Origin of the sequence: Maribacter algae, from assembly GCF_047345745.1 — a bacterium.
GTDB lineage: Bacteria > Bacteroidota > Bacteroidia > Flavobacteriales > Flavobacteriaceae > Maribacter.
This window is the reverse complement of record NZ_JBLFES010000001.1, coordinates 1502573-1528149: the sequence shown is the minus strand read 5'-3', so window position 1 is coordinate 1528149 and position 25577 is coordinate 1502573. Positions and strand designations below refer to the sequence as shown.

Genomic DNA, 25577 nt, shown 5'->3' with positions numbered 1-25577 from the left:
TTGCGTATTCGAGCAGCTTTTGTATAAAAATCAAACAGTCATTTAAGGTTTACTTGATATCTATATTTTTCATAAATCCCTGATTTTCGGGATGATCTCATATGCTTTTTCCTCAATCGCAAAGTTAAAAAGCGTAGCGTTTGATTTTGCAGAAATTTTGATACGTAATAAATTTTCTATTGCATATTTTGGGTTAGATGTCTTTTCTCATAGCCCTCAAAGAAATAAGGCATATCATCCCATGGAGACTTGCCCAACATTCTAGGATCGCCAGTTTTTTTCAAATAGGAGAAAAGTTTTTCCTTCATCTCACTTTTTAGTTCTTGGTATTCTGTTTTCTCAGCAAGATTGTTCATATTCTCTGGATCTTCAATCACATTGTAGAGCTCTTCTTGTGGTCTTTTGCCAAAGGAAGCTTCAAAAATTGCCTCAACCTCGTCGGCATTCGTATTTTCAATCATAAACTCACGAGTAGGACCTGTATCAATATCGCCGTAATAACCTTGGTGCGGCGAATAAAAATCTGCATCGCCAGCGGGCCAGCGGCTGGGTTCAAAATTATGGAGGTAGAGATAATCTCCTTTTCGCAAAGTGCGTATGGGATAGGGCATACCATCAGGTCGGCAATAGGTGTGTCTTTCGAGTGCGGTATACACCTCGTCTCGGTCTATATTTACCATCCCTTGCTTTTCAGTTTTAAGAACTTCTAGAAAACTTCTTCCGGTCATTTCCACCGGAATCGTAATCCCAGCAGCTTCTAGAAATGTAGGACCAAAATCGGTAAAACTTATAAAATCTTTCACACTTCTAGCACCCTTAATCTTATCACCCCAACAGATGGCCAACGGCATGTGCGTACCGTATTCATAGCTGGTGGTTTTCGCTCTAGGAAAGGGCATGCCATTGTCAGATGTTACTACTATAATGGTATTTTCCAATTCTCCCTTTTCTTCTAATGTATGAAGCATTTGCGCTAAATGACGGTCGAACCATTCAATTTCATAATAGTAATCTGCGATGTCGCTTCGAACAATTTCTTCGTCTGGCAAAAAAGAAGGAACTTCAATATTTTTCAGATTCTTGCCCGATCTTTGCCCAATACCAGTGTCATAAATACGATGAGGCTCGTGGCCGCCATACCAAAAGAAAAAGGGTTGTAGCGTATCGCGCTCTTCCATAAATTGTTCAAAGTTAGCCGCATAATCGCTAGCCATATAATGTTCAGAATAATTGCCCTTATGCGCTTCAAACTTTTCACCTATGGGCCGATTCCAATAGTTTTCTCCTTCTAGTTTTGCAGGTGCATATCCCTTTCCGGTCCATGCTGTAGTATATCCGTTATTGCGTAGCAATTGCGTAAATACTTGATGTTTTTTGGGTAGAGCACCAAAAAGTAATCCCCCTTCATCTAAGCGCCAAATTTCCTGCCCAGTGAGCACGGCAGCTCTAGAGGGGGCGCATGAGGAGGCTGCACAATATGCATTTTCAAAATAGATGCCTTTTCGAGCGATTTCATCAAAAGCTGGAGTTTTCAATTCTTTAGCACCTGCAAAAGAGGTGTGTAACCAACTTTGGTCGTCAGAAATGCAAAAAAGAATATTAGGGCGTTTGTCAATTTGTTCGTTTGTTTTTTCCTGCTTGCAGGATGAAGCTAAAATGAGCAACAAAAACAAGGCCCTTAGAAAATGTCTAGTCATTTGAATTTTTCTTGAATGGTCGTGGATAAACAATGCATAATGGCTGAGACAATTTTGCCGTTTTTAGATCAACAGAAAATAGAACAAAATTAAATTAGGACTGTAAAATTATCAATTATTCTGTGCTAAATTCAACTATCTGCGAAAAGCTACTATGAGACCCATCTGATGTTTTAACGCGCCAAAAATACGTAGTTCCCGCTTCAACAGCGACCTTCACTGATTGCGCAGACAGGTCGGTTAAAGCTTCTATTGGCTCCTGTTTGCCATCAATAGTATCATAATATACGGTATAGGTCAAAGCATCATCATCTACATCAACACCAAGCCACTCCAAAGTAACTTCTTCAGTGGTAGTACTAAAAGTAGCACCGTCTAACGGTGCGAATAAATCCGCTGCAAAAGGTGCGTAATTTGCGATGCCCTCTCCGGCAAGGTATAAGCGCCATTCCGGACTCGTACCTTGTCGCCCGGTTTGGTCAGATTTTGAAACGACTTTCCAAGCGTAAGGTGCACCTTCCACTAATACGGCGGTGGTACTCGTTTCTTCAATATCTCTTTGCGTATTCGTTTGTCGAGTTTCTAAATTGGTGATTTGAAAATCGTACGAAGCCGTGTTCTCCGCAGCATTCCATTCAAAGGTCACCGCCCGCTCTGTTTCGCTGACGCTTTCACCTTCTTCACAGGGTTCATTATCTGCTGGAGTGACTAGGGTAACATCGGCGGGTGGCATAGTAGCTACAGGTTCGGTATCTACGCTATCGTCGCCTTTACAGGAGGAAAAAACAAATGTCAATACCATTGCCGTGAACCACATAATTAAGGTTCTTTTCATAAAACAAGTTTTTATTGTTTAAAAATTTTTACAGTCTGTTTGAGGGATTTTCCTTTTACCTCGATAAAATAAATCCCTTGGGGCAGAAAACCGATATCAAGCGTAATCTTTCGGGATGGAGGCACGTCGTACTTGTCCTTTAACAAGGCCTGTCCTCCTTGAGAAAATATCTTAAGATTGATTTTGGAATCTTCCCCCTCAATAAACGCTTCAAGTGGACCTGAAGTCGGATTGGGATTGAACATAACGCCATTGGCAATAAAAACCGCCTTTTTAAAAATACCTTGACATTCTAAATCCGTACTTACTTCAATTAGATTAGAACCCGTTTGAAGAGGAACTGTATATTCATCACCGCCAAAAACGGTGGTTTCGCCGTTGATAGTAATGTTGTAGAAATCCGCTCCCTTTAACTTTAAGTTGAGTGCACGTTTCTTATGATCCACTTTAGCTTTTGCTGAAAGGGTCTGCGGCGCAGCGATTGTCACTTCAAAACACTGCTCGAAGTCATCCCGGCCCTCGATAGTAAAACATACCTCGTATTCTCCGCCGCTAAAATCGCTTAAGGTCACCATTTTTGATTCGGTCGGGTCGATGGTCACTGGTTCACGACCCGTAACGGTGGCAACATAGGTGTAGCTTTCATCAACAACATTCAGTTCTATAGTTCCATTTTTCGAACCAACACAAGTGGCATCCGTTGTTCTGACTTGGAAGTTGGTGGGCGAAATTGGTATTTCTTCTGGGGCTTCCCCGCTAGGGACAATAGTATAGTTACCAGAAGGTCCTGTAAAATATATCGTTCCTTCTTCTTCGGATGCAACCAGTCCGGTAAGATTCTCTTCTCCAAAGACATCGTAGCTTCCAGGCTCAAGATCGGTGACCAAAAATTTAAGCTCGTCGGAATTTTTCGGAAGTAGAATGACCCGCTGTGAACTCTCTGCATTGCCGCTTTTGCTGAACATGACCACGCGATTGGCAATTCTTGCGCCTACCATTTTATCGGAACTCACTTGGGAAACTTCTAAATTTTCGCCCCCGGCATCCATTACTTGCATTACGTTCAGGAAACGGTCGGTCGCGGAAGCTGCATTTGGAGAAAGCTCCATTCGCCATCGTCCTGCCTTGTGCACGGCAATTTCCCCGTCGGACTGTAGTGCAAAATTTGTATCGGTACTGGCCGTATAGAATTCATTGCCTGGTCCTCCGATTACTGCGGTCGAGGAGTTGTCCGCTACCGGTAACAGAGCATGGTTGACAAGTTTCCCGTTATTACCCTCGGCTGTATTTAGGGCAGTCATGATATTGCCATTAATCTGCGGCTCTTCTTCGGTATGTATGATCCACCGTTTTTTAAAATCTGCATTCGCCGCGGTTACCTTGTCGTATACGATCAAGGCCGCAGGATGGGAATCGTCAAAAAGATTCAGAAAAACAAATGAACGCTTGGCCTCGGAAACTTTCGGGGTACGACCCGTATAGGCGTAAGAGGGTGCAATATCCCCTTTCAGATAGGTATAGTCTGGAGTATCGGCATCTGGTCCAAAACCATTGGCCAGTATTTCGGCTTGTCTGCCTTCAGCCAACACATCCTCAAAACTTTTTACTGCAGGACGCCAAGGTTGTCCTCCCTCATTCTGTTCAACACCCGGAAAGTTACTGTTCGTTAAAGGTGGTTCTTCCGGATCGGTTACGGCTAGAGTGTTATGGGCAATGGATTGTTGATAATAATAAAACCAATGGTCGCTTCGCCCACCAAATTTAGATCCTGTGGTCGCATTCGATAAAGCTCCAGAATCAAAAGCGAGGTTACCTTTATAATACAATGAAAAATGACCTGCGTCTTGATGGGCATGGTTGCCAAAGGAATATTCTTTCAGATTCATGGTCGCGATGGCGATGTTGCTTTCCGCACCTCCGTCAAGATCCCATCCTGTGCGGGCCACCATGGTACCAATAGGTGAACCAAAATAGCGAGATAGCGGCAGGGTGGAAATTGACTGCGGCTGTAGCGTCTCATCCTTGATTAACATAATCAAAGTAGCATCTCGCAACGAGGTGAACTGCTCGATAAAATCTTCATAACGTAATGCCTCACCTTGTACAAAAGCATCCTGAAATTCTCCTGCGGCCATAAAAACGCCGAGAATACCAAAATGATCGGGATCTGGTAGGTCGGGATTGAAATCGTCGCCCTCGGTCATCAAATTCCCATCGGGCCGTCTAGTATACATCAAACTGTAGGGAATCTGTCCCTGCTCATCAATATAAGGCCTTTCCACGCCCATACGGGTCATCAAGACTGTAGATAATATCTCACTATCGTAACGGGTCGAAGTATACGAACTGCCCTGATGATGTTTGTTCGAAGGGTAGAAGAAATTACGCGAAGGCACTAGTCCCTCATACATCTGAGTAGCCACGTCGTCATAAATTTTGGTATCCTCATCATAACAGGCGATTCCGAAGGCCAATAAATCAGGTATTTTCTCTTCACCAAAATGGTCTGTCAAATAATCAGGATCGGTAAGCGGAAATCCGTATTCCGTGGTCGCCGCCAAGCGTTTAACATCCGTAATCATCGCCGTGCGTTCTTCGGGTGTGAACAAATCATAGCACCAATCGTACACGAAAGCAGCACTGAGTATCGCTCTATGAATGGCTCGATCTTGATTTCCAGACGTTAGCTGTTCCATGGTTCTTAAGTTGTCCAAGGACATGGTCTTCGCTTTATTGCCCGCTTCCAAATCGCCGTTAATTAGATATAGAAAAGCTGAGGATTCAAAAGCCCGGTATTTGGCGGTAGAAACGACTCCATTGGGCAACGTGCCATCATCGGTGGCCGCAGCCTGTTCTTCCAATAAAGTTTTATAGTTGGCCATCGAAGGTGCGTTGAAGCGGATGCGCAAAGTGGACACAAAATCAGGATTGGCCATAACTCTTGGATGCGCACCGGGCACCTCGGGAATATTTACTGGTTCTGCCAAAGGTTCTCCAAATGTGTAAATTTCCAGATTATCCACATAAAAAGTATTGTTTAACAGCACCTTGATTTGAAAGGAAGATAATCCGACCAGATTGACATCCGATTGGAACTCTCCATAATCGACATCATCAATGCTGAGTTCGGCGGTATCGGTCGTTGGGTCTACTCGCACTTTGATATGATACCAAATATCTGGTTGGATGAACCCGACCGTACTTTCCGAGCGGTTGTTCGAGTTATCGTGTACCCAATACTGTGCATCGGCCCGAAGCGAGGTCTGCAAACGGGCGAGACCGCTATTGAGCTGCATATTGTCGAAACGTCTATCCGTATTTTCAGTGCGGTAGTCGTATTCTATAAAATATTCTTCGTCCGCTGGGGTCGCGGGCAAGAGGTTGATTGACATAAAGGTCTGCTCCGCATTGACGGAGGTAAGCTTTACAACCTGGCCTTCCCCGTCTATATTGTCAACGATCTCTATCGAGCCACTAACCAAAGTTTGATTCCAGTCATCAAGATTGGTCTCGAAAGGTTCGTCAAGATAGGTTACTCTTTCTTGAGTCACAGGTTCCCCAAAGGTGTAGATTTCCAAATTGTCTACGTAAAAGGTGTTGTCAAGCAGTACCTTGATTAAAAACGAAGAAACGCCCTGTAAATCAACATCAGAGGTAAATTCCCCATAATCCACATCATCGATGGAAAGTTCCGCGGTGTTAGTCGCCGTATTAACGCGAACTTTGATGTGATACCAGATGTTGGGTTGAATAAAGCCTACCGGAGACTCCGAGCGGTTGAGCGAATTGTCGTGCACCCAATATTGGGCATCAGCGCGAAGGGAGGTCTGCAATCTGGCGGGACCATTATTAATCTGCATATTGTCAAAACGCCTGTCCGTATTTTCGGTACGGTAGTCGTATTCGATGAAATATTCTTCTCCTTCGGGGGTTGCTTCGGGAAGGTTAAGCGTCATAAAAGTCTGCTCCGCATTGACCGATGCGAGCTTTACGACTTTCCCCTCCCCATCGATATTATCGACGATTTCTATAGAGCCACTAGCCAGGGTCTGCTCCCAATCATCGAGATTGGTCTCGAAAGGCTCGTCGATATAGTTGACCCGTTCTTGGGCAATTAGAATGTTCTGAACTCCTAAGATTAAGATGGTCAGCAGAGCAAAATGTAATAGTTTTTTCATATCAAATGTTCTTGTGGGTTAAGTACGTTTAAGAAAAAGTAAAGGAACTATTCGTAAAAATACCAGCTATTCGCGCAACTTTCGGGGGGTATTGTTTTGGGGATGGGGGGCAAATTGATCTATTGGAGTATTATCGCAATTCGATACGATGCCTTCCCTTGGAGATGGATACAGTAATCATATTGTTTTCTTGGGATAGACTTTTTTGGGATTCCCCGTTCAGTTTTAGGGAACGACCGTACGATAGGATGAATTTGACCTTACTATCCTTGGATGCATTTATGAGTCCTTCTTCGTTTTTGAGGTAAAGGCTTAGAGGATGGTCGGACTCGAAACCAAATTGTCCTTCTTGCTTCCAATCCTGAACCTGTATTAGCAATGCCGATTTAACAGCCTCTCCATCGAATTGCAGCACTGTAGTTTTACCCTTAAAAGTGAGGTTCTTGTAGGATGCCGGATATTCCCCGTCGGACATCAGCAATAGGTCGTGATGCTCGCCCCCATGCACCACCTTTCCGCCGGCGCAGTTATCACCGGTAATCCGCTCGAAATCGGGACGCCCATGTGCCTTGTCCGTAGGAAAAATTACGGTAAGGCCGCGCGCGACACCCAATCCGTCCGTGGTGTACTCCGCGACCAGTCGATCGTTTTCGAAATCCTCAAAATCGAAGGCCGCTTTCCAAGCTTTGGAACGCACTAATTTCTTAGGAGGCAAGGCATAAAAAATGGAAACCGCTTCGGAACCGTCGCTATCCTCCTGTATGAAACCATTGATGGGTGCGGTGTAGACTTCATCCTTTTTGAGTTCTTTGACCGATTTCCATTGGGTGTTGGGCTGTAGCAAGATTTTAACCGTATCGGTTACATATTTTGGAGTTACCTCGTCCGCCAAAACAAAATATCCGTGGTTGCGGTTCTCTTGGGCGTGTACCATAATGAGGGAACGATGGTGCATCCCGTTGCCCAGCGCGCCCCGGGAATCGGTGGTGCCAAACTCCAAATCACCGCTGGTAAGTCCGTCTATGAGCCCCCCGCCCTCCCCGCGGATAGCATGGCGTTCCTCGTTGCCGATAAGTACGGTGTTCTGCATCCAGGCCTCGTACCAGCGTCCGCCATCAGGGGTTTGGCCGGGGTAGGATGGTTCGTAGTTCGTACCGGGATTGGCTATCAAGTATTCGCCGTAGCCTTGAATGCCGATGCTGTTGACATCCTCGCTGGCGTGGTGGAATCCGCCCGGCTCCCAATTGTCCCGCTTCAGCGAATAAAGAATCCCTTGAAGGGTTTCGGATCCCATATCTGCGCCCCAAAGTGTGGCACCCGTATGCTCCATCAACAGCGATTCGGGCTTTTCCATTTCCGGTAGTTCTAGCGGTAACAAGCAATAATTCACAAAACTGTTGATGGAATTCAGCGATTCGAGTGCCGTATCCTGAAAATTCCAAGCTGCCCAAGCACCTGCCTTATCACTATAACGATTTGCAATGTATTTTACCATCACGCCATTGGGGTGCGGACCCGTAGAGCCTGTCTCGCCAAATCGGGGAATGGATTCGAAAGGGGTCAACGCAAAGCTGTTGAGCCAGAGCATAAAATTTTCCATTTGGGGGTCGTCGTAAAAATCGTGCAGTCCGTTGGCTTGAATAATATCGATGGTGTTCGATTTGGCCATCCGCGATCCGGCGATACGGGCATGGGCGTAACCCGTACTCTGCACCCAAGAACCGTCATCGGCCATACTGATTTCCATTAGGTGATGCCTGTAGCGTTCGGACCAAAGGGCCGCCTGTTCGGCATCCTGTATAAAAATGTTATAGGTGGCCAAGATTCCGAGTCGGCTCAGCACCCACCAGTTATGATCGCCGCTGGGCAGGCGGTTTTTGAGGAACCATTGGTAGATTTTATCCAGTTGGACTTCCGCAGCTTGGCGTTCTTCGGTGGATAAGTCATTGTACACCATATCCAAGCCTAATATGGAATTGAAAAATGCACTGGAAGCGTCGACCGTGCTGGCATGGCCATAGCCCAGTTTGTCGTATAAACGCTCCCATTGGGCAATTGTCTCTAATATTTTTCCTCGATAGGCTTTTCGCTTCCTTTTGGAATCGTCCAAGGCATAGAGAAGCGTGTTGTGGTTCAGGATAAACGCCATTTTGTACCAATTTTCCCCTTCAAAATTATCGTCCCAACCGTCCATAGCTTGTTGTTTTAGCATGGCGAAGGGTTCCGAGTTGGATTTTTGGCGCAACTCCGGGAAGTCCGCTTCGGATACCAACATAAAGGGATGTTGTTTCTGGGCGGAAAGCGAAAACGTTCCGATTAATATCAAGAAATTGAAAATCAAGAACTTTTGTTTGCTAATCATTATTTTGAGTTTTTCTTTTAATTGCTTCTGGCGGGTGAGCCATGACCCTTTTACCATAAAAATTATCCAATTATTCCCGTACCACGCGATAGCTTCCGACAGGAAGAACAGCGTATAAAACACCCGCTTCCTCGGAGACCGTATATGCTTCGGAAATAGCATCCCCCGTAATCTTCCATTTTCCTGCCTTTATATCCGTAATCAAAACTTTCAGTTCTTTTTCCGAAGTCTCCACTTTAAGGTCAAAGGATTCTGTGAGCCGATTTCCATCCTTCGCAAACAGCACCATCCGATCGTAAATCTGTACGCCGATATGTTGCTCGGTTTCCACAGTTTTGGTGGACAAGGCTTCCGTTCCCTTGTCCATGACCTGCATGACGTTGAAAAAATGGTCGGTGGCGGATTCTTTTTTTGGGGAGACCTCGATCCGCCATTCGCCCGCCTCGAAACGGGTTACATCCTCTTCCTTGGCTAAGGCCCAATTGGTGTCGGCGCTTTCCGTCCAGAAACGTTTGCCCTTGCCGCCGATGACCTCAATGTTGAGGTTTTCCTTTCGGGGAAGAATCGTTTCGTTGACAAGTTTTCCGGAGTAATCGAGCCGACCAGGTTTTTTGACGAGCGTCGTTACAGCTCCTTCTACTTCGGGCTTTTCCACAAAATGCATCAGCCAGCGTTTTTTAAAATCCGGCTTTCGGGCGGTCACCTTGTCGAACACGATAAGCGCACCGGGCACTTGTTTGTTTTTTAGATTTAGAAACACAAAAGAACGCTTGGCTTCCTCGACCTTTGGCTCCATCTTGAGGTAGCTATACGCGTAGGCATTCGCCATATCGCCCTTGAGGTAGGAATAATCAGGGGCAATGGAATCCGGTCCAAAGCCGCGCCCCAGTAATTTCACTTGCTCCCCGCCTTCCTCCACCATTTCCTGAAAAGAGAGCGGAGCCCCACCGTTGTACTGCTCGATGGGCCCACCGGCATTGATGACCTGTCCGCCTTCGTTTTGGGCATCCCAGATGGACATAGGGCGATAAGGTTCGTCATAATCCTGTACCAAAATCGTATTGTGGGCCACGCTACGGCGGAAATAATTGTTCCAATGTCCCGAATCGCCGCCGTGCTTGCCCTTGCCTTTTTCGCTTTCGGCATAAGCGCCGGAATCGATGGCCAATGGGCCTTTGTAATAGAGGTTAAAATGCCCGGCATCCAAATGGTCGTGGTTGCCGAAGTAATAGTTGCTCATTTCCATCGTGGCGATGACGGCATTCGAGCCCATGCCCTTTTTCATGTCCCAAGCGGTGCGGGCGGTCATAGAGGCGATGGGCTCGTTAAAGAACTTGGTCAGCGGAAGGTTTTCAACGGATTCGGGTTTCAAAATCTCATCTTGATAGAGCAATAACAGAACGCCATCATCCAGATGATCGAATTTTTCTTTGAAGTCCAAATGGCGCTGTACCTCGTCTTGTAAATAAGGATCTTGGTATTCGTTGGCGGCGACCATGGCACCGTGCAGTCCAAAATAGCCACTTCCCTCGGCACGATAGATGAAACTCGGATTAAAATCGTCGCCCTGCGCGAAAATGACATCATCAGGACGGCGATTGTACATATTATGATAGAGCACCTTGCCCTGTTCATCAATATAAGGCCTTTCCGCGCCCATCTGGGTTATCAAAAAAGTGGACAGCACCTCCCATTCATAGCGACCGGGACCGTAGGCAGAGCCCTGATGGTGCCGATGCGCAGGATAAAAACCGTTACGGGAAGGTACCAGCCCCTCATAGAGATGGCGGGCGGCCTCGTTGTAAACGGATGGGTATTGCTCATAGGCTGCCATCCCAAAAGCCAGGGCACTGGGCACTTTTTCTTCCCCAAAATGATTGACCAAATAGGTGATACGCCCCTCAGCCAACGGCCAGCCGTATTCAGATTTTTCCAACAGACGGATGGTCTGGTCGTATAGAAACTCACGCTCTTCGTCGGTCATCAGGTCGTAGCACCAGTCATAGACCATGGCCGCCGTATAAATAACTCGGTGATTCAGGCGGTCGTCCACCATTTTTTCGTTTTGGGGATTGAGGGCGGGCATGGCCTCCTGAATCATCCGCACCGCCTTTTCGCCGGCTTTTTTATTGTTCTTGAGCAGGTACAATACTGCATTGGACTCAATGGCTCGGTAGATTTCCTTGCTAACTTTTTTTCCTTCGGGTGGAGTACCGCTATCGACCGCCTTGGCCTGCTCAAGAATTTTGGCCTTGACCGATTTCATGCTGCGAGATTCAAACCGCTTGCGGATTTTCCCCAAGGTATTCGGATTGACCAGTACCCGGGGGCGGGTTTTAGGAGGCACAGGAATTACGACCTTATCCTGTCCTAAGGTGTTCTTTTCACTCGTATTTCGCTGCGATGCATCCGCTGTGATGGCGGTTTCTTGGTTGTCTTTTTGAGATTTCCGCTCTTGCGCTGTAACCGTGAGAGTAGCTAAGCACGTAAGCAGGAAGGCAAGTAATAAACGTATCAATGTAATCATATCTTAAAATTATTTTTTGCTGGATTTTGTAGCTGTACTTTCGGCATCCATCATTTTTAAAATCTCTGTTCCAGCCAACAGAAGGGCACCCGTTCCGTAGGATTGTGTATTCTCAAAAGTAGCAGTACCTGGCGCATGACCGATTTGCTGTACAAATCCCAGTTTACCGTCCGGATGCACTGCCTCCACCAGCGATTTCCAGCTTTTTTCGATAATCGGGTGATAGGTGTCCTTTTCCAAATACCCATTGTTTACTCCCCAAGCAAGGGCATAGCAGAAAAATGCTGTACCACTGGTCTCTTTTTCCGGATATTCCTTCGCATCCAACAAACTGGCAGGCCAATAGCCTTCCTTGGTCTGTAAAGCGGCGATCTTTTCGGCCATTTCCTTGAACTGTTTTTCAAATTTTGGTCGCGTCTTGTAATCCTTGGGCAGGTAATCGAGTACCAGGCAGAGGCCGCCCAACACCCATCCGTTGCCGCGAGACCAATAGACGGGCTTACCGTTTTTGGTCTTCTTATCAAAGTAGGTATCGTCGCGATAAAACAGCCGATCATCGGGATTGTAAAGATACTCCGAGGTGGCCCACCACGAATCGCTCATAAAATCGAAATATTCGGGCTTGTCGAGCAGTTTTCCCAATCTGGCGTAGGCTGGCGGAGCCATAAAAAGCGCATCGCACCAAGTCCACCATTCATATTTATAGGTATTGTCGGCAAAGGTAACATCCGGCTCGTCGATCCATCGTAGCAGGGGCATGTCGGCCATCCAAACGGATTTTTCGATGATGCTGGAATCCTTGGTAATCTCGAAAAGTCCGCAATGGGTGTAGGTGATGAGATGGCTGTTGGCATCGTAGGGCCGCGCCATCGGTTCCCAATTGGATGCCCTTCCCATATCGAACATCGCTTTCAAATAAGCATCATTGTTCCGATAGGCGTGAAAATTGCTCAATCCCGTCCAAAACGTGGCGTACACCCAGTCGTTCTGCTTGCCGTCGTTCCATTTTGAGGGTGCAAAAGGCTGGTCGATTTCCCATTGCGCCACCTGGTCGCAGATTTCGAGGACTTCGTTTTTGGAAAAGGGAGTGTTGTTCTTCTTTTTTTGAGCGTTCAGGCCTTGAAATAGAAATAGGCTTATAACAATGATTATTTTATTCATTTATTCGTGTTTTACAATCGTTTCCCTAATTCCGCTCTGGCACCACATATTCCTTTGAAGCCCCTTCCAGTTCTTCCCGCATCTGCTTTAAAATTCCGTCGTTGACCTCGATCAAATGCTCCGTGCTACCCGCGCGCTTCCATTCCAAAAAGCGGTCCTGATGGTAGAAGGGTTTGGGGGTCAACAGTTCGTTTTCCAGAAAGGTGATCAGACTGGAATAGTACGGATCTTGCTCCGCCGCGAGCATGATTTTTGAACGTAGGGAATTAAAATCGTTTATCTGTTGATTAATGGTTTTAATGTATTTGGGATGCTTGAATTCGGATGCTTTTTCCGAGGCGAGAACGGCCTTGATCGCCTTGCCCGTACCGCCGTTTTTGGTCGGGGTCTCTACTTGCATCAGGTGGGCGATGGTCGGGGTCAGGTCGGTATGCTCAAAATAGGGTAAGGTGCGTCCCTTGGCGATTCCTGGGCCGACAAAAACCATCGGTGTACGCCAACTATCCTCGGTAATCATAGGATGCCATCCGATCTCGGCTTGGCCTTGGTCGGAACTGACAATCAATAAAGTAGATTCCCATTTTCCAGCTTTCTTGAGATAATCCACTAGTTCGCCCAATAGCTGATCGGCCTCTTCCACAGCCTTGATGTAAGGGGAATCCTTTCCCCAGATATTCCGGAAATAGGGTTTGTCAGGAGTGGTGTACGAAAGGTATCGGCCTTGATTTCCGGCCGATTGAAGATGGATGCGCATGTATTTTTGATCTTTATCCTTTAGGATGGAAATGGATTTTTCCACCACTTCGGTATCGGACATCCCGCCGTCGGAAACGATGGTCGTAAAGCCCCTGCTGACAGATTGATAGGCAGGGGTATTCGCCACAAAAGCCGTAGGATGTTCTGGCGAGAACATTTCCTGTAGAAATTTGTCGTCTTTGCCGATAAACAGGGTGCCGGACTGCAGCACGGGATTGGGAAAAGACGAGGTGTGCATCTTCCCATAATCCCCCACGGTAGGATGATGGGGCGTTATCATATAACTCTGTTCGATAAAAGTGCCCTGCTTTTTCAACTGGTTAAAATTCGGCATCTTTAGTTTGGAAGGAGCTTTCCAATGTAGGCCATCGATCATATACACGATGACGCGCTCGGGTTTTTGCGCCAAGGTGGATGTCGTGATGACCAATAAGATGCACGCCAGTATGAATTTTAAATTTGATATCATATTGTTCTTTTTCAAAGTGATTTTAGGATTAATCTCGTTTCCCAAAAACCGCCCCGCGTTCCAAGGGCATCACATTTTGGGCGTAAAATTTGAGCCAGTTGTTGGGCAGATTTCGTTCCTTTATTTTCCAGTTTTTTAATCGGTTTTCATATTCTTCCTGCGGAAGTTGTACATCGATATATCTTTCGTTGAGGTCGATAACGATGGTATCGCCGTCCTTAACGATCGCTAAGGGTCCGCCCACGGCTGCTTCGGGCATGACTTGCCCGATGGTAATGCCTTTATTGAGTCCAGATAGTTCCCCATCCGTAACCACGGAGACCGTATCAACGAGTCCCGCTCCGGCCAAAGCTGCCATAAAACTGCAAGCGAAAACCGTTCCCGGCCCACCTACCGGACCCATCATCCTTAGGATAACAATATCGCCAGCCTTGATTTCCCCTTGACCCAATTTTTTCAGTGCAACATCCTCATCCTCATAGACCTTGGCCTGACCCTCGAATCGGCGGTGCGCACCTTCAACGGCGGAAAGTTTGACGATAGCACCGTTGGGCGCAACGTTTCCTCGGATAATCATGAGTCCAGGTTCCTTCCGAAAAGGATTTTCAAAAGGGCGGATGTAATTTTCATCGATCTCGACCTCGGATGACTCCAGAATTTCGCCCAGCGTCTTTCCGGTTACGGTCAGCACATCCGTATTCAGTTTTTCCCTGAGCTGACGTAGCACGCCATGGGTGCCGCCCGCTTTATCGAATTCCTCAATACGATGAGGGCCGTTGGGTCGAATCAAGGTTAATTGTGGGAAATGGTTCGCGGTTTCCTCAAAAAGGGCGACGACATCCAAATCGAGTTCCGCTTCTACGGAAACTGCGGTCAAATGGCGGATGGTGTTTACGGAACATCCCGTCGAGACCGCCACCCGAACCGCGTTCCCGAACTGCGCCACGGTGAGGATATCCCTCGGGCGGATGTCTTTTTCGATCAAGGTCAATAGTTGGGCTCCGGCTTTCTTAATAACTTCCTTCAATTGGTCGCCGGCCGCCCGAATCGGTGTCGTATTTGGCAGTGCCATCCCCAAAGCCTCGGCCATACAATGCATGGAATTAGCCGTAGCCAGTCCCGCACATACACCCGGACCTTTAATGGCACAGCGCGTCCAATCCTTTAAATCGTTCAGGGTCAATTTGCCTGTCAACACACTGCCGACCCCCTTATACACTTCCTCGATATCCACAGATTTAGCACCGCAATGACCACCTAACTGGTAACCGCAGGGCACCACAATGGAAGGAATGTTCAAACGAGCTGCGGCCATCAGGTGTGCGGGAGTGGTCTTGTCGCAGGAGGTTAGCATCAGCATCCCGTCTAAAACCGCACCTTCAACCATGACTTCGATGTCGTTGACCATGAGATCCCGCGAGGGCATGATGTAGCGCGCCTTTTTTCCCGCCGAGGTCACAAAATCGGACGGGGCGATGGTGTTGATCTCAAAGGGAAGTCCCCCCGCCTCGCGAACTGCCTTCTGGGCGATTTCGGACATCTCGTCGAGGTGCTGATAGCAAACGGACAGACCGGAAGAGGAGTTGATAATCGCGATTTTGGGCTTGTCAAAATCCCCCTCAGCTATACCCATGGCAATCCACTGCGCCCGCTGTACGGCCCATCGGGTGCTGCCTTCCTCGAAATTACTCCGTAGTTTTTTATCACTCATAACTGTTCTTTAATTGGTGTTGTTTCATATAGTAAAGCACGTCTTCGCCCTTTAGTTTTTGGGATGCGATGCGCTCGTCGAGCATCAGGGAAACGGCCGCGCCTATCGCGTAGCCCATCCCAAAACACTGCCCCGTGACCCTTGCGGATGCCAGCGCCTCGTGCTCGGCGGACATACAACGTCCCGCAACCAAAATGTTATTGCCGATGGTAGGCTGCAAGGTTTCGAACGGAATGTCATAATGGTCATTTTCGAGATAGACAATCTTCAGATCGCCCGACCCGTGAGCCTCGATGGGCCAGGCGGAATGGCTGATCGCGCTTTTGGATTTTTTGGCGTTGTACACCTCCTCGTTCATCAGTTGATGGTGCCCGACGATGGATCGCGACTGCCGGATACCTACCTGCGCTCCGGTATCGACCATATATGCATCCTTAAAGGCGGAAATCCTTTCAATCAGGAAATCGGCGTATTCCCGGGCCTGTTTGCGTCCCTCGATTTCGGCGTAGGTCATGTCCTCGGAAGAAATCCCCAAGGGCGTCGTACCGTCGGGATAGGTGATGCGGGTCATGTTGCAGATGACCTCGTTTTTGTTGGGCAGCGGGAAGGCATACACATGATGGCGCGGCAGTTTGAAATCGCCCGCCTTGTCGGCTTCTTCCACTTTTTCACAGATGCTTTCTGGGGATGTTTTAAGGAAGACTTCCATATCCACATGTCCCATCTTAAAAATCATGGTGGGGGTCTGTACGGTTCCGCTGGCACCCGAATAGGTTTCGCCCTCGATGTTGTGGATGATCTCCGCATCGCCCGAGGCATCGACGACGACCTCAGAACAAATAGCAAATTGCCCCTCAAAACTTTTGACAATCAGCGCGGTGACCTTTCCGGACTCGTCCGTTATCGCCTTGAGGAAATTGGTGTGGTAGCGAATCTCGATATTCTCGGATTGCAGCAGGTCATCGGCCAGTTCTTTCCAGACGAGTCCGTCATGGGGTATCAGGCATGTTTTTCCAAAATCTACGGGTTTTACGACCCCGTTTCGCTGTTTTAGTTTAGAGTAGAATTCATCCGCAAAACCGAAGACGATCTGTTCGCGTTTGACGTCGCCGCTGTTGAAAAGTCCGCAAATCGTTCCGCTGAGTCCCGCTACGGTCGCACCTCCGCAAAATCCGTATTTTTCGATGAGTAGGACTTTCTTGCCCGTCCGTGCCGCGGCGATAGCAGCCGAAATGCCCGCTGCCCCACCACCGACCACGCAGACATCGGGGCGATGTACGATAGGGACTTTATAAGCGTCAATGTGTATTGAGGTTTTCATTTTTAAATTTTCAAAAGTTCTTCGTTACAAATATGCTTTGGCTTTTTTCCAGCAAGCGTATCCAAAACTGCTTGCGCCGCCATCACTGCAATACGTTCGTTAGATTCAATGGTACTGCCCGCACAATGGGGCGAAAGGATGACGTTGGATAATGTGGCTAGCGGATGGTTATCCGACAAAGGCTCCTCCTGAAAGACATCCAAGGCTGCTCCTTTGATTGTTTCGTTTTGAAGCGCTTCCACCAAAGCGTCCTCATCAATCAGCGCTCCTCGGGAACTATTGATCAAATAGGCGGTGGATTTCATTTGCGCCAAAGTTGCTTTATTAATCATTTTTTCGGTGGATGGTAGGACGGGACAGTGCAGGGTGACAAAATCGCTTTGCGCAAAAAGTTCGTCGAGCACGTCCGTCATTTTTCCATCGAAATTTCCTTTGTAAAAAGGGTCGTAGGCCAATAGTTTCATCCCCATGGCTCGGCACCGTTCTGCGACCTCAAGACCAATGGAACCCAAGCCGATGATGCCTACGGTTTTTCCTGCGATGTCCATTTGATGGGGCGAAAAACGGGCTGCCCATTTTCCTTCCCGAACGGCGGCATCCATAAAGAAAACCTGTTTGGCCAAGGCCAGAATCATCGCCAATACATGCTCGGCTACGGTGGTGTGGTTGCAATCGGGGGTAAGGGTTACGTAAATGCCTTTTTTGGCCGCAGTTTCCAAATCCACGTTGTTATAACCGACGCCCGTGCGAGCAATGACCTTCAGTTTTTCGGCTGCTTCAATAACCTCGGCATCGAAAATCGTGGTCGCCCTGAGGATGGCGGCATCGCAATCCCCAATCAATTTAAGGGCGGTCGTCTTAGTGGTATCGGGGGAATGTACCAATTCCACCGCGTCCTTTAGGAGGTCGATGCCTTTAGGGTTGATGGGCTCGGATATAAAAACTTTGGGTCTTGTCATGTTTGTCTGTGTACTATTCGTGATATTTCAAAACAGTCTCCTAGAGTGCTGCCAATTGTTCGATAATCTTTAGTAATGCGCTAAAATCTTCCTCTCCCTTACCTTGTGCCAGGAGCGCATCCATTTCAGAAGCTACCAGGGACGTTCCGTTCAGGGGCACCGCGAGGGACTTCCCCGTTTGTAGAGCGATGTTTAGGTCCTTGCGATAGAGCACTGTTTTAAATCCGGGTGCGAAATTCCGTTCGATCATCTTGCCGCCCGCGATGTCGAGAGCCTTGCTGCTCGCAAATCCGCCTAGCATGGCCTGTCGGACTTTGGCGGTATCGACACCGGCTTTTTTGGCCAAGGTCAGTGCTTCAATAACACCTTGGGTCGCCAAGGCGGTGGCAATCTGATTGCAGGATTTCGTAATCTGTCCAGCGCCGAGATCACCGATATGATTGATGTTTCTTCCCAATACTTCAAAAATGGGTTTGGCTCGTGCGAAGGCTTTTTCGCTTCCGCCGACCATGATGGACAGATTTCCGTTTTCCGCGCCCACGTCTCCTCCCGAAACGGGGGCATCTAGCATATCCACTCCTTTTTCTTGAAGTTTTTTCCCGATCTCGATTTCGGCGGCCGCCTCTACGCTAGACATGTCGATGTACAACATCCCGTTTTTGACCCCGTGGATGATGCCGTCCTCGCCAAGCGCGATTTTTTCCACATCTGGGGTGTCGGATACGATGGAGATGACCACATCTACCTGTTCCGCTACTTCCTTAGGTGCCGCGGCAACTTCTGCTCCGGCTTCCTTTAGGGCATCCGCCTTGCTTGCCGTACGATTGTACACGACCATGGGATATCCCGCTTTGAGTAGGTTCATCGCCATAGGCTTCCCCATAATTCCTAATCCTATAAATCCTATTTTTTCCATGTTTTGTTTTAGATGTTAAACCGCTATCGCTGCTAGATTTTAGATATTAAACCCATTCATGACAGGCTTTTTTCGGTATTGCGAGTTCACGGGTTTTCTATATCACTGTTCTTTTTAATGTTTTTATTCCTGTTTAAGTTTCAAATTCCAACTCTTCCACCTTCCCGATGACCGCCACATAGCTCAAGATACCGATCAACATCAGCGCGCCCGCGACGATAAAGACGGTGTTGTAATTATTGCTGTCGCCCACGGCGTATCCGGCAAGTAGGGGTGCCAAAAATCCGCCCGAGGTGGCCCCGAAATTCTGGATGCCGGACAGGGTGCCCACCGTTCCCTTGGGCGCGATGGTCTGCATAATCGCCCAAGTATTTGCCGTGGCCAGGCCCATCCCCGAAATCGCGATGAGCAATACCGTAAAAATGGCGGTCTGCCCCTCTACGTAGGGAATCAGCATGATGGCCGCACCGCAGAGAAATCCCGCTACGATAAAGCGGATGCGCACCTTGGTTTCCGTACCTCCAGCGGCGATGAGTTTGTCCGCTGCAAAACCGGCCAGAATGGTGACCACCGCCAATCCGCCGTAGGCGTAAGCAGCCCACCATCCGGTATCCTTGATGCTCAGTCCCAGACTATCGTAGAGGTAACTGGGCAACCAGTTGATGTAGAGGTACCATACCGAACCGTAGCAGAAATAGCCGAGGAATATCCCGATGGTCTTTCGCTTTTTGATGATATCCAAAAAACCGACTTTCTTGGGGGGCACACTGTTATTTTGCGATTCTATCTCGGCATCCTTTTTATCCTTGACCTTCATGTGCGGCCTCTTTTCGATTTTGGAAACCCATGACCACCAAGGGAGAATCCAGATGAGGGGGACGAGTCCCGATAGCACGAATAGCATCCGCCATCCGAAATTTTCTATCAAAAAGGCGGCGATGACGGCTCCTATGGCGGGGCCTATTTTTGTGCCCGCCAAGAAAATACCGGAGGCCAACCCTCTTTCCTTTTCCGTAAAATAATCCGCGATAAACGCGAAACTCGCCGGGCCGGATGCCGCTTCGCAAAACCCCAGTACGACCCGCAGTGCCACAAAATGCCAAAAGACCTGTGCCAACCCGAACGTGGCGGAACAGATTCCCCAAAGCAAATAAAATATCGTATAAATCCGTTTGACCCCGTAGAGATCCACCAAGCGGCCGGCCGGAATCATCATCAGCGCGTAGCCCAGCGTAAAGGCGGAAAAAATCCACCCTTTTTTCTCGTTGGAAAGCAGCAATTCCTCCGTCAGCACTGGGGCGGCCATGGAAATATTGCCGCGATCGATGTAGGCGTTCACCATAGCGATGAACAATAGGCCGACCGTGGCCCATCGCAGATTATTGTCACTGGCGCTGAGTTTGGGCATAGGCTATTTTGTGGTATTTCTAAGATTCACCAGTCGTTCGGCGGTTTCCAGATTGGTCTTTTTTAGGAAATAAGCGTCCGTGCCACTGGCGAAAAAGCGTACGCCCTTGTTATAGTATTTTTCGTAATCCTCGGGATTCATCATGAGAAAACCGACGGCAATTCCCGCTTTTTGCGCCGTTTTGATAATCTTTTCTTCGGCTTCCAGATAGGTCGGATGCTCCAACTGCCCGAAAACGCCAAGGGACATGGAAAGGTCGGCCGGGCCTATGAACAGCACGTCGATATCGGGCACTTGGGCAATTTCTTCGATACGTTCCACGGCCTCGGCCGTCTCGATTTGGATTACGGAAATCAGGTTTTTCGCTTGGTTCGCATGATAGCTGTCAAAATCCGTCCCGAAATTCGTAGCGCGAACCATCTTGGCAACGCCTCGAAGTCCCTCAGGGGCGTAGCGCATCGCCTTGGTCGCCAGCGCGGCCTCCGCAGCGGAATCTACATGGGGACACATAATGCCGTGCGCGCCCATGTCCAACACCCGATGTATCCGCTGTCGGTTGTGCCCCTCGACCCGTATGATCACTTCGATATTGGTATTCGCCAAGGCCTGCAATTGCCCCAAGACATCGCTTTCGGAACCAATGCCGTGTTCCAGATCGATCATGACCCAGTCCCAAGGTGCCGTCCCGATAATCTCCGTGCTAACCGCCGACCCCAAGCTGATAAAGGTGCCGAATACGGCTTCCCCGTTTTTAATTTTTTGTTTTAATCCGCTCATTCTCTTCATTTCATTGTGTTCAGCAATTTCCTTTATAACTTCAAGTTTGTACAGGCGATATGTGCGAATTATAGGGGTAGATGTGCCTATTAAAGCCGTTTTATGGCTTCACATGGTCATTTTGCACCCGTTCAAATCCACGATTCCCCTTGGGGTTTAGGTTCTTAATGGCGATTTTTGGGATGTTCTTGAATAATTTAATGAGGATAGACCCAAAGCACGTATTGAACTCGTATCGAGTTATCGTTTGAAAGCGAGATTTTCAGCACTAATCTTCGAAGGAAATGATCTATCTCAATAATCTTTAAAAGTCAAAATAGTATGTCAACAAAATATGAAAGCAGGTACGCCTCGAGTCCAGAAGCCGTAAAAGCCTACGACACCCAGCAACTCCGTGATGAATTTTTGATCGATGACCTGATGCAAAAAGGAAAAATCAATCTTACCTATTCGCACTATGATCGGTATATCGCAGGGTCGGCTGTTCCGACAGTATCCTTAAAATTGGAGCCGATAGACCCTTTGAAAGCGGATTATTTTCTGGAGCGACGAGAGCTGGGCATCATCAACGTCGGGGCTAAAGGAACCGTGGAAGTCGATGGTACTTCTTATGCGCTTGGTCATAAGGATGCCCTGTATGTCGGAAGGGGAAATAAGGAAGTTGTTTTTAAAAGCGAAAAAGCGGATGACCCAGCGATGTACTATTTGAATTCCGCCCCTGCGCATACCGAACATCCCACCAAGAAAGTGAGTCTGTCCGATGCCAATAAACTGGAGTTGGGCTCTTTGGAAACTGCTAACGACCGAACCGTTAGTCAAATGATCATAGGAGGTATTGTAACGACTTGCCAATTACAGATGGGGATGACCGAGCTTAAAAAAGGGAGCGTCTGGAACACCATGCCCGCCCACGTACACGACCGCCGTATGGAAGTCTATTTCTACTTCGATGTGCCCGAAGATCAAGCGGTCTGTCATTTGATGGGGCAGCCCCAAGAAACCCGACACATTTGGATGCAAAACCACCAAGCCGTTATTTCACCGCCTTGGTCGATTCACTGCGGTTCAGGGACGTCGAACTACACTTTTATTTGGGGAATGGCAGGGGAGAACTTAGATTATACGGATATGGATACGGCGAAAATTACCGATTTGCGGTAGAAGGTTTCTATGGGATATGGGAAGCCTGTATTATTCCTATGGAAAGAAGGCACTCGGGAAAAATGAGGGTCATAAGTATTTACGATTATAGGCTTTTAATCCTCATTAAAAAGCTCTAGTGCAGATTTTAGATTAAATGTCGCTTATTTACAACAATATAGTTATATTTGTCGTAAATAAGTGACATTTTGAATTCAAAGAAAGCAATAATTCTCCCTAAATATCAAAAGATATTCGATGGTATCGGCGAAAATATCAAACTCGCCCGCAAGCGCAGAAAGTTGACGACGGAGCAGGTTTCCGAACGTGCGGGAATCCATCGTGCTACGCTGCACCGCATCGAAAACGGTGACCCAGCCGTAGCCATAGGCATCTATTTCAATGTGCTAAGAGTATTGAACCTTGAAGGCGATTTTTCAAAAATTGCCCAGGATGATGAACTTGGTCGTAAATTACAAGACCTAGATTTGTTATAGGATATGGTACAGGGAAAGTTTGATATTTATGTGTATGCGGATTGGATTGGGTTACAAGGCCCGGTTCAAGTCGGTGTACTGTCGGCGCATTTTGCGAAAGCAAAAAAAGCATTCAGCTTTGAGTACGATAAACACTGGTTGGACGAGGGTTTATACCAAAACCTTGACCCAGATATTTCGTTCTATTCAGGACCTCAATACCCTACCGACAAAGAAAACTTCGGAATATTCTTGGACAGTATGCCGGACACTTGGGGAAAGACCTTGATGAAACGCCGTGAAGCACAGGACGCCCGGGCGCGAGGTGAAAAGGCAAAAACACTTTACGAAATCGACTACTTATTGGGGGTCTACGACGAGAGCCGAATGGGCGCACTACGATTTAAGACAGATATAGATGGATCGTTTTTAGATGATGATGACCGAAACCCTACGCCGCCTTGGTCATCCCTTGGTGATTTACAAAAGGCTGTTGAACAACTCGAAAGCGATACCCAAAACGAAGAAACAAGGCAATGGCTGGCCGTATTGATAGCGCCTGGTTCATCTTTAGGGGGTGCGCGACCGAAAGCAAATATTTTGGGGAAGGACAAGAGTTTATGGATTGCCAAATTTCCTTCAAAAACAGATACGGTGGATAAGGCGGCTTGGGAATTTCTTGCTTATAAACTTGCCGTAAGCTGCGGTATAGAAATGACTGAGTCAAAAATCGAAAAGATTTCTGGCTCGTACCACACGTTTCTTACGAAGCGCTTTGACCGTGAAAAAAAAGGACGAATTCATTTTGCTTCGGCAATGACGATGACCGGAAACAATGAGGAAACGCTCAAAACCAAAACCGCAAGCTACTTGGATATCGTTGATGTCATCGAGAATTACGGAACTAATGTTGAAGCAAATTTGCACCAACTATGGCGTAGGATAGTTTTCAATATTGCCATATCGAATACAGACGACCATTTGCGAAATCACGGATTTATCCTTAGCGAAAAGGGTTGGGAACTTTCGCCAGCCTATGACCTGAATCCGTCCATCGAAAAAGACGGGCTGGCAATCAATATCGATATGGATGATAATGCTTTAGATTTTGAACTGGCTAAAAGTGTCGGACAATTTTTTCGTTTAAGCGAAGATGACATGGATGCTATAATAAATGAAGTTGTTGCAGTAGTTAAGGACTGGAAGCCGATTGCTAAAGAAATAGGAATCTCCAACAAAGAGATATTGCTGATGGAATCAGCTTTTAAAACCGAAATTTAGAATCGGCTGTTGGCAAGTATGTTACAGCGATTATGAAAAAGGGATTTATAGAACTTCAAGGCGGCAAACAAGGATATTGGGAAATCAAGTTATATCCCCCTCAATAGCTAAACTCCATTAAACTCCGTTAAGAGAGTGCTTTGAAAATCACAAGTCGTTTGAGTTAATTTATGACGGAAACTCAACCCCAAAAACATCCTTCCCTAAATGCTTTATCTCCGAATTATTGATAGCCATAGGATAATACTCAAGTTCCAGCTCCAAGGGCATAAAATAGGCCAGAGTACTCCATCCCCAGAAGGGATTTAGACCGTAGCCTTCACCAGTTTCTCCGTTAAAATATTCTCGGGTGGCACCGTTTTTATGGAAGACCATTTCGAAAGTTTTTTGAGCTAACTGCTTGGCGATATCGGTATAACCATAATCCAATAGCCCGTAAAATACCATGTAATTGGCAGGAATCCAAGTGGTGCCGCGCCAGTTGCAGCCGTGGTCGGAGGCGGTCTGGTCGTAATCTGGTTCGCTTTTCGCGTAGGCGGGGATGGGGAAGGTGGTCCAGAATTCCTCGGGATTGAGCAGGTGTTCTTTGATGAGTCGCTCCGCCCGTTCCTTGGGCGCTACTCCGGCATAAAGTGGTAAGAATCCAGCGACGGACTTTACCTTTACATGATGGCCGGTGTGTTCGTCACGGTCGTAATAAAATCCATCTGAATCATCCCAAAAATAGGTATTGATGTTCTTAGCCAAGGTTTTGGCTTGAGCCTGATAATCTGCCGCATCTTTCTTAAAATCAAGATTGACGGCAAGCACTTCCATTGCCCGTAATTCCCGATGCAGGTAACAGGCCAAATCGACCCCTTCGTATCGAAAGGCGTTGAAGGTGCCCGATCGGGAAAACTGGTTGTCCATTCCGCTATGGTCGCAACTGTTCCAGACCGGAAGGCCGTTCTTGTCGAAATCGAGATGCCAAAACCAATGGTGCAGGTACTTTTTTAGGCGCTCGTAAAAGGTTCCGCCATCTTGGTAGGTTTCCTCGTCCATAATCCCATCCTCGGCAGGGCCTTTATTTCGGGCTGCGATGACCTCTTCGGATAGCCATTCGAAGCCACGCTGTTTACTTCCCAAGAGTGCCAACTGCGCCAAAAAAGGCTTAAAATGTTGATAGGGACGCGGTTCGATCAACGTGCGGGATACGAACCCATTTTGGTGCTGCCGGGCCAAAAAGGCCTTCAAATTGGTAAAGCAATATTCGTCCACCCCGAAATAGGAGAGGTAAATGTTTTCAAAATACAGGTCCCAATCATAGAACTCGCCGTAGGAGTAGCCCGTCAAAAGGTCAGCATCAGCTTCCGTAAAATATAGGATACCCTTATCGCGAATATTTCGGTTGTCAAAATTGATACGGGAACGAAGGGTATCCAAATCGATGTCGAGGGACTTTTTCAGCTTATCCAAAGTTAGAGATATAGACATATAACGGATTTAAATGGGAGGGCTTGCTAACTTTCATAGATATGCTTCTTAGACGTCTTTCTGAGGAGTACTTTTCCTTATGCTAAATGTCTTTGAAAATTCACCTTAAATCAAAGTTACGGTTCATCCG

The 25577-nt window shown here is 47.4% G+C and carries 17 protein-coding genes; 3 read left to right on the top strand and 14 right to left on the bottom strand.

What is annotated here, in order from left to right; all coding sequences use genetic code 11:
- Positions 1-176: 176 nt before the first annotated feature.
- The 13 genes from ACKWBX_RS06705 to ACKWBX_RS06645 all read right to left on the bottom strand — a co-directional run bounded on the left by ACKWBX_RS06705 (position 177) and on the right by ACKWBX_RS06645 (position 21077).
- On the bottom strand, positions 177-1697 hold the full coding sequence (locus ACKWBX_RS06705; RefSeq protein WP_413967873.1) for a sulfatase family protein: 1521 nt from the start codon (positions 1695-1697) through the stop codon (positions 177-179).
- A 115-nt stretch (positions 1698-1812) separates the two neighbouring features.
- Entirely contained in the window at positions 1813-2532 is a 720-nt protein-coding gene (locus ACKWBX_RS06700) for a hypothetical protein (RefSeq protein WP_413967872.1), read from the bottom strand.
- A gap of 11 nt (positions 2533-2543) precedes the next feature.
- Entirely contained in the window at positions 2544-6710 is a 4167-nt protein-coding gene (locus ACKWBX_RS06695; protein WP_413967871.1) for a T9SS type A sorting domain-containing protein, read from the bottom strand.
- A 130-nt stretch (positions 6711-6840) separates the two neighbouring features.
- Positions 6841-9072: a hypothetical protein gene (locus ACKWBX_RS06690; protein WP_413967870.1), complete on the bottom strand. Its 2232-nt coding sequence runs from the start codon at positions 9070-9072 to the stop codon at positions 6841-6843.
- 70 nt (positions 9073-9142) lie between these two features.
- Complete coding sequence (locus tag ACKWBX_RS06685) at positions 9143-11599, bottom strand: heparinase II/III domain-containing protein (RefSeq protein ID WP_413967869.1); 2457 nt, start codon at positions 11597-11599, stop codon at positions 9143-9145.
- A 9-nt stretch (positions 11600-11608) separates the two neighbouring features.
- A complete protein-coding gene (locus tag ACKWBX_RS06680; protein ID WP_413967868.1) occupies positions 11609-12760 on the bottom strand; it encodes a glycoside hydrolase family 88/105 protein in 1152 nt (383 codons plus the stop codon).
- Between the two features lie 25 nt (positions 12761-12785).
- A complete protein-coding gene (locus tag ACKWBX_RS06675; RefSeq protein ID WP_413967867.1) occupies positions 12786-13985 on the bottom strand; it encodes a sulfatase-like hydrolase/transferase in 1200 nt (399 codons plus the stop codon).
- Positions 13986-14013: 28 nt separating this feature from the next.
- Positions 14014-15618, bottom strand: a complete 1605-nt coding sequence (gene ilvD, locus ACKWBX_RS06670; protein WP_413967997.1) for a dihydroxy-acid dehydratase — start codon at positions 15616-15618, stop codon at positions 14014-14016.
- Between the two features lie 70 nt (positions 15619-15688).
- A complete protein-coding gene (locus ACKWBX_RS06665; protein ID WP_413967866.1) occupies positions 15689-17017 on the bottom strand; it encodes an FAD-dependent oxidoreductase in 1329 nt (442 codons plus the stop codon).
- 2 nt (positions 17018-17019) lie between these two features.
- Complete coding sequence (locus tag ACKWBX_RS06660; RefSeq protein WP_413967865.1) at positions 17020-17976, bottom strand: hydroxyacid dehydrogenase; 957 nt, start codon at positions 17974-17976, stop codon at positions 17020-17022.
- A 40-nt stretch (positions 17977-18016) separates the two neighbouring features.
- Positions 18017-18892, bottom strand: a complete 876-nt coding sequence (locus ACKWBX_RS06655) for an NAD(P)-dependent oxidoreductase (RefSeq protein WP_413967864.1) — start codon at positions 18890-18892, stop codon at positions 18017-18019.
- 133 nt (positions 18893-19025) lie between these two features.
- Positions 19026-20300, bottom strand: a complete 1275-nt coding sequence (locus ACKWBX_RS06650; RefSeq protein ID WP_413967863.1) for an MFS transporter — start codon at positions 20298-20300, stop codon at positions 19026-19028.
- Between the two features lie 3 nt (positions 20301-20303).
- Complete coding sequence (locus ACKWBX_RS06645) at positions 20304-21077, bottom strand: HpcH/HpaI aldolase family protein (RefSeq protein ID WP_413967862.1); 774 nt, start codon at positions 21075-21077, stop codon at positions 20304-20306.
- 321 nt (positions 21078-21398) lie between these two features.
- Between ACKWBX_RS06645 and kduI the strand changes: the two genes are divergently transcribed.
- From kduI to ACKWBX_RS06630, 3 genes are all read left to right on the top strand, one after another.
- Entirely contained in the window at positions 21399-22238 is an 840-nt protein-coding gene (kduI, locus tag ACKWBX_RS06640) for a 5-dehydro-4-deoxy-D-glucuronate isomerase (RefSeq protein WP_413967861.1), read from the top strand.
- A gap of 188 nt (positions 22239-22426) precedes the next feature.
- Positions 22427-22714, top strand: a complete 288-nt coding sequence (locus ACKWBX_RS06635; protein ID WP_413967860.1) for a helix-turn-helix transcriptional regulator — start codon at positions 22427-22429, stop codon at positions 22712-22714.
- A 3-nt stretch (positions 22715-22717) separates the two neighbouring features.
- Positions 22718-23974, top strand: a complete 1257-nt coding sequence (locus tag ACKWBX_RS06630) for a type II toxin-antitoxin system HipA family toxin (RefSeq protein ID WP_413967859.1) — start codon at positions 22718-22720, stop codon at positions 23972-23974.
- A 168-nt stretch (positions 23975-24142) separates the two neighbouring features.
- On the opposite strand, the gene ACKWBX_RS06625 is transcribed toward ACKWBX_RS06630, so the two are convergent.
- Positions 24143-25447 carry an MGH1-like glycoside hydrolase domain-containing protein gene (locus ACKWBX_RS06625; RefSeq protein WP_413967858.1) on the bottom strand — a complete coding sequence of 435 codons (1305 nt, stop codon included), beginning with the start codon at positions 25445-25447 and terminating at the stop codon, positions 24143-24145.
- Positions 25448-25577 lie beyond the last annotated feature (130 nt).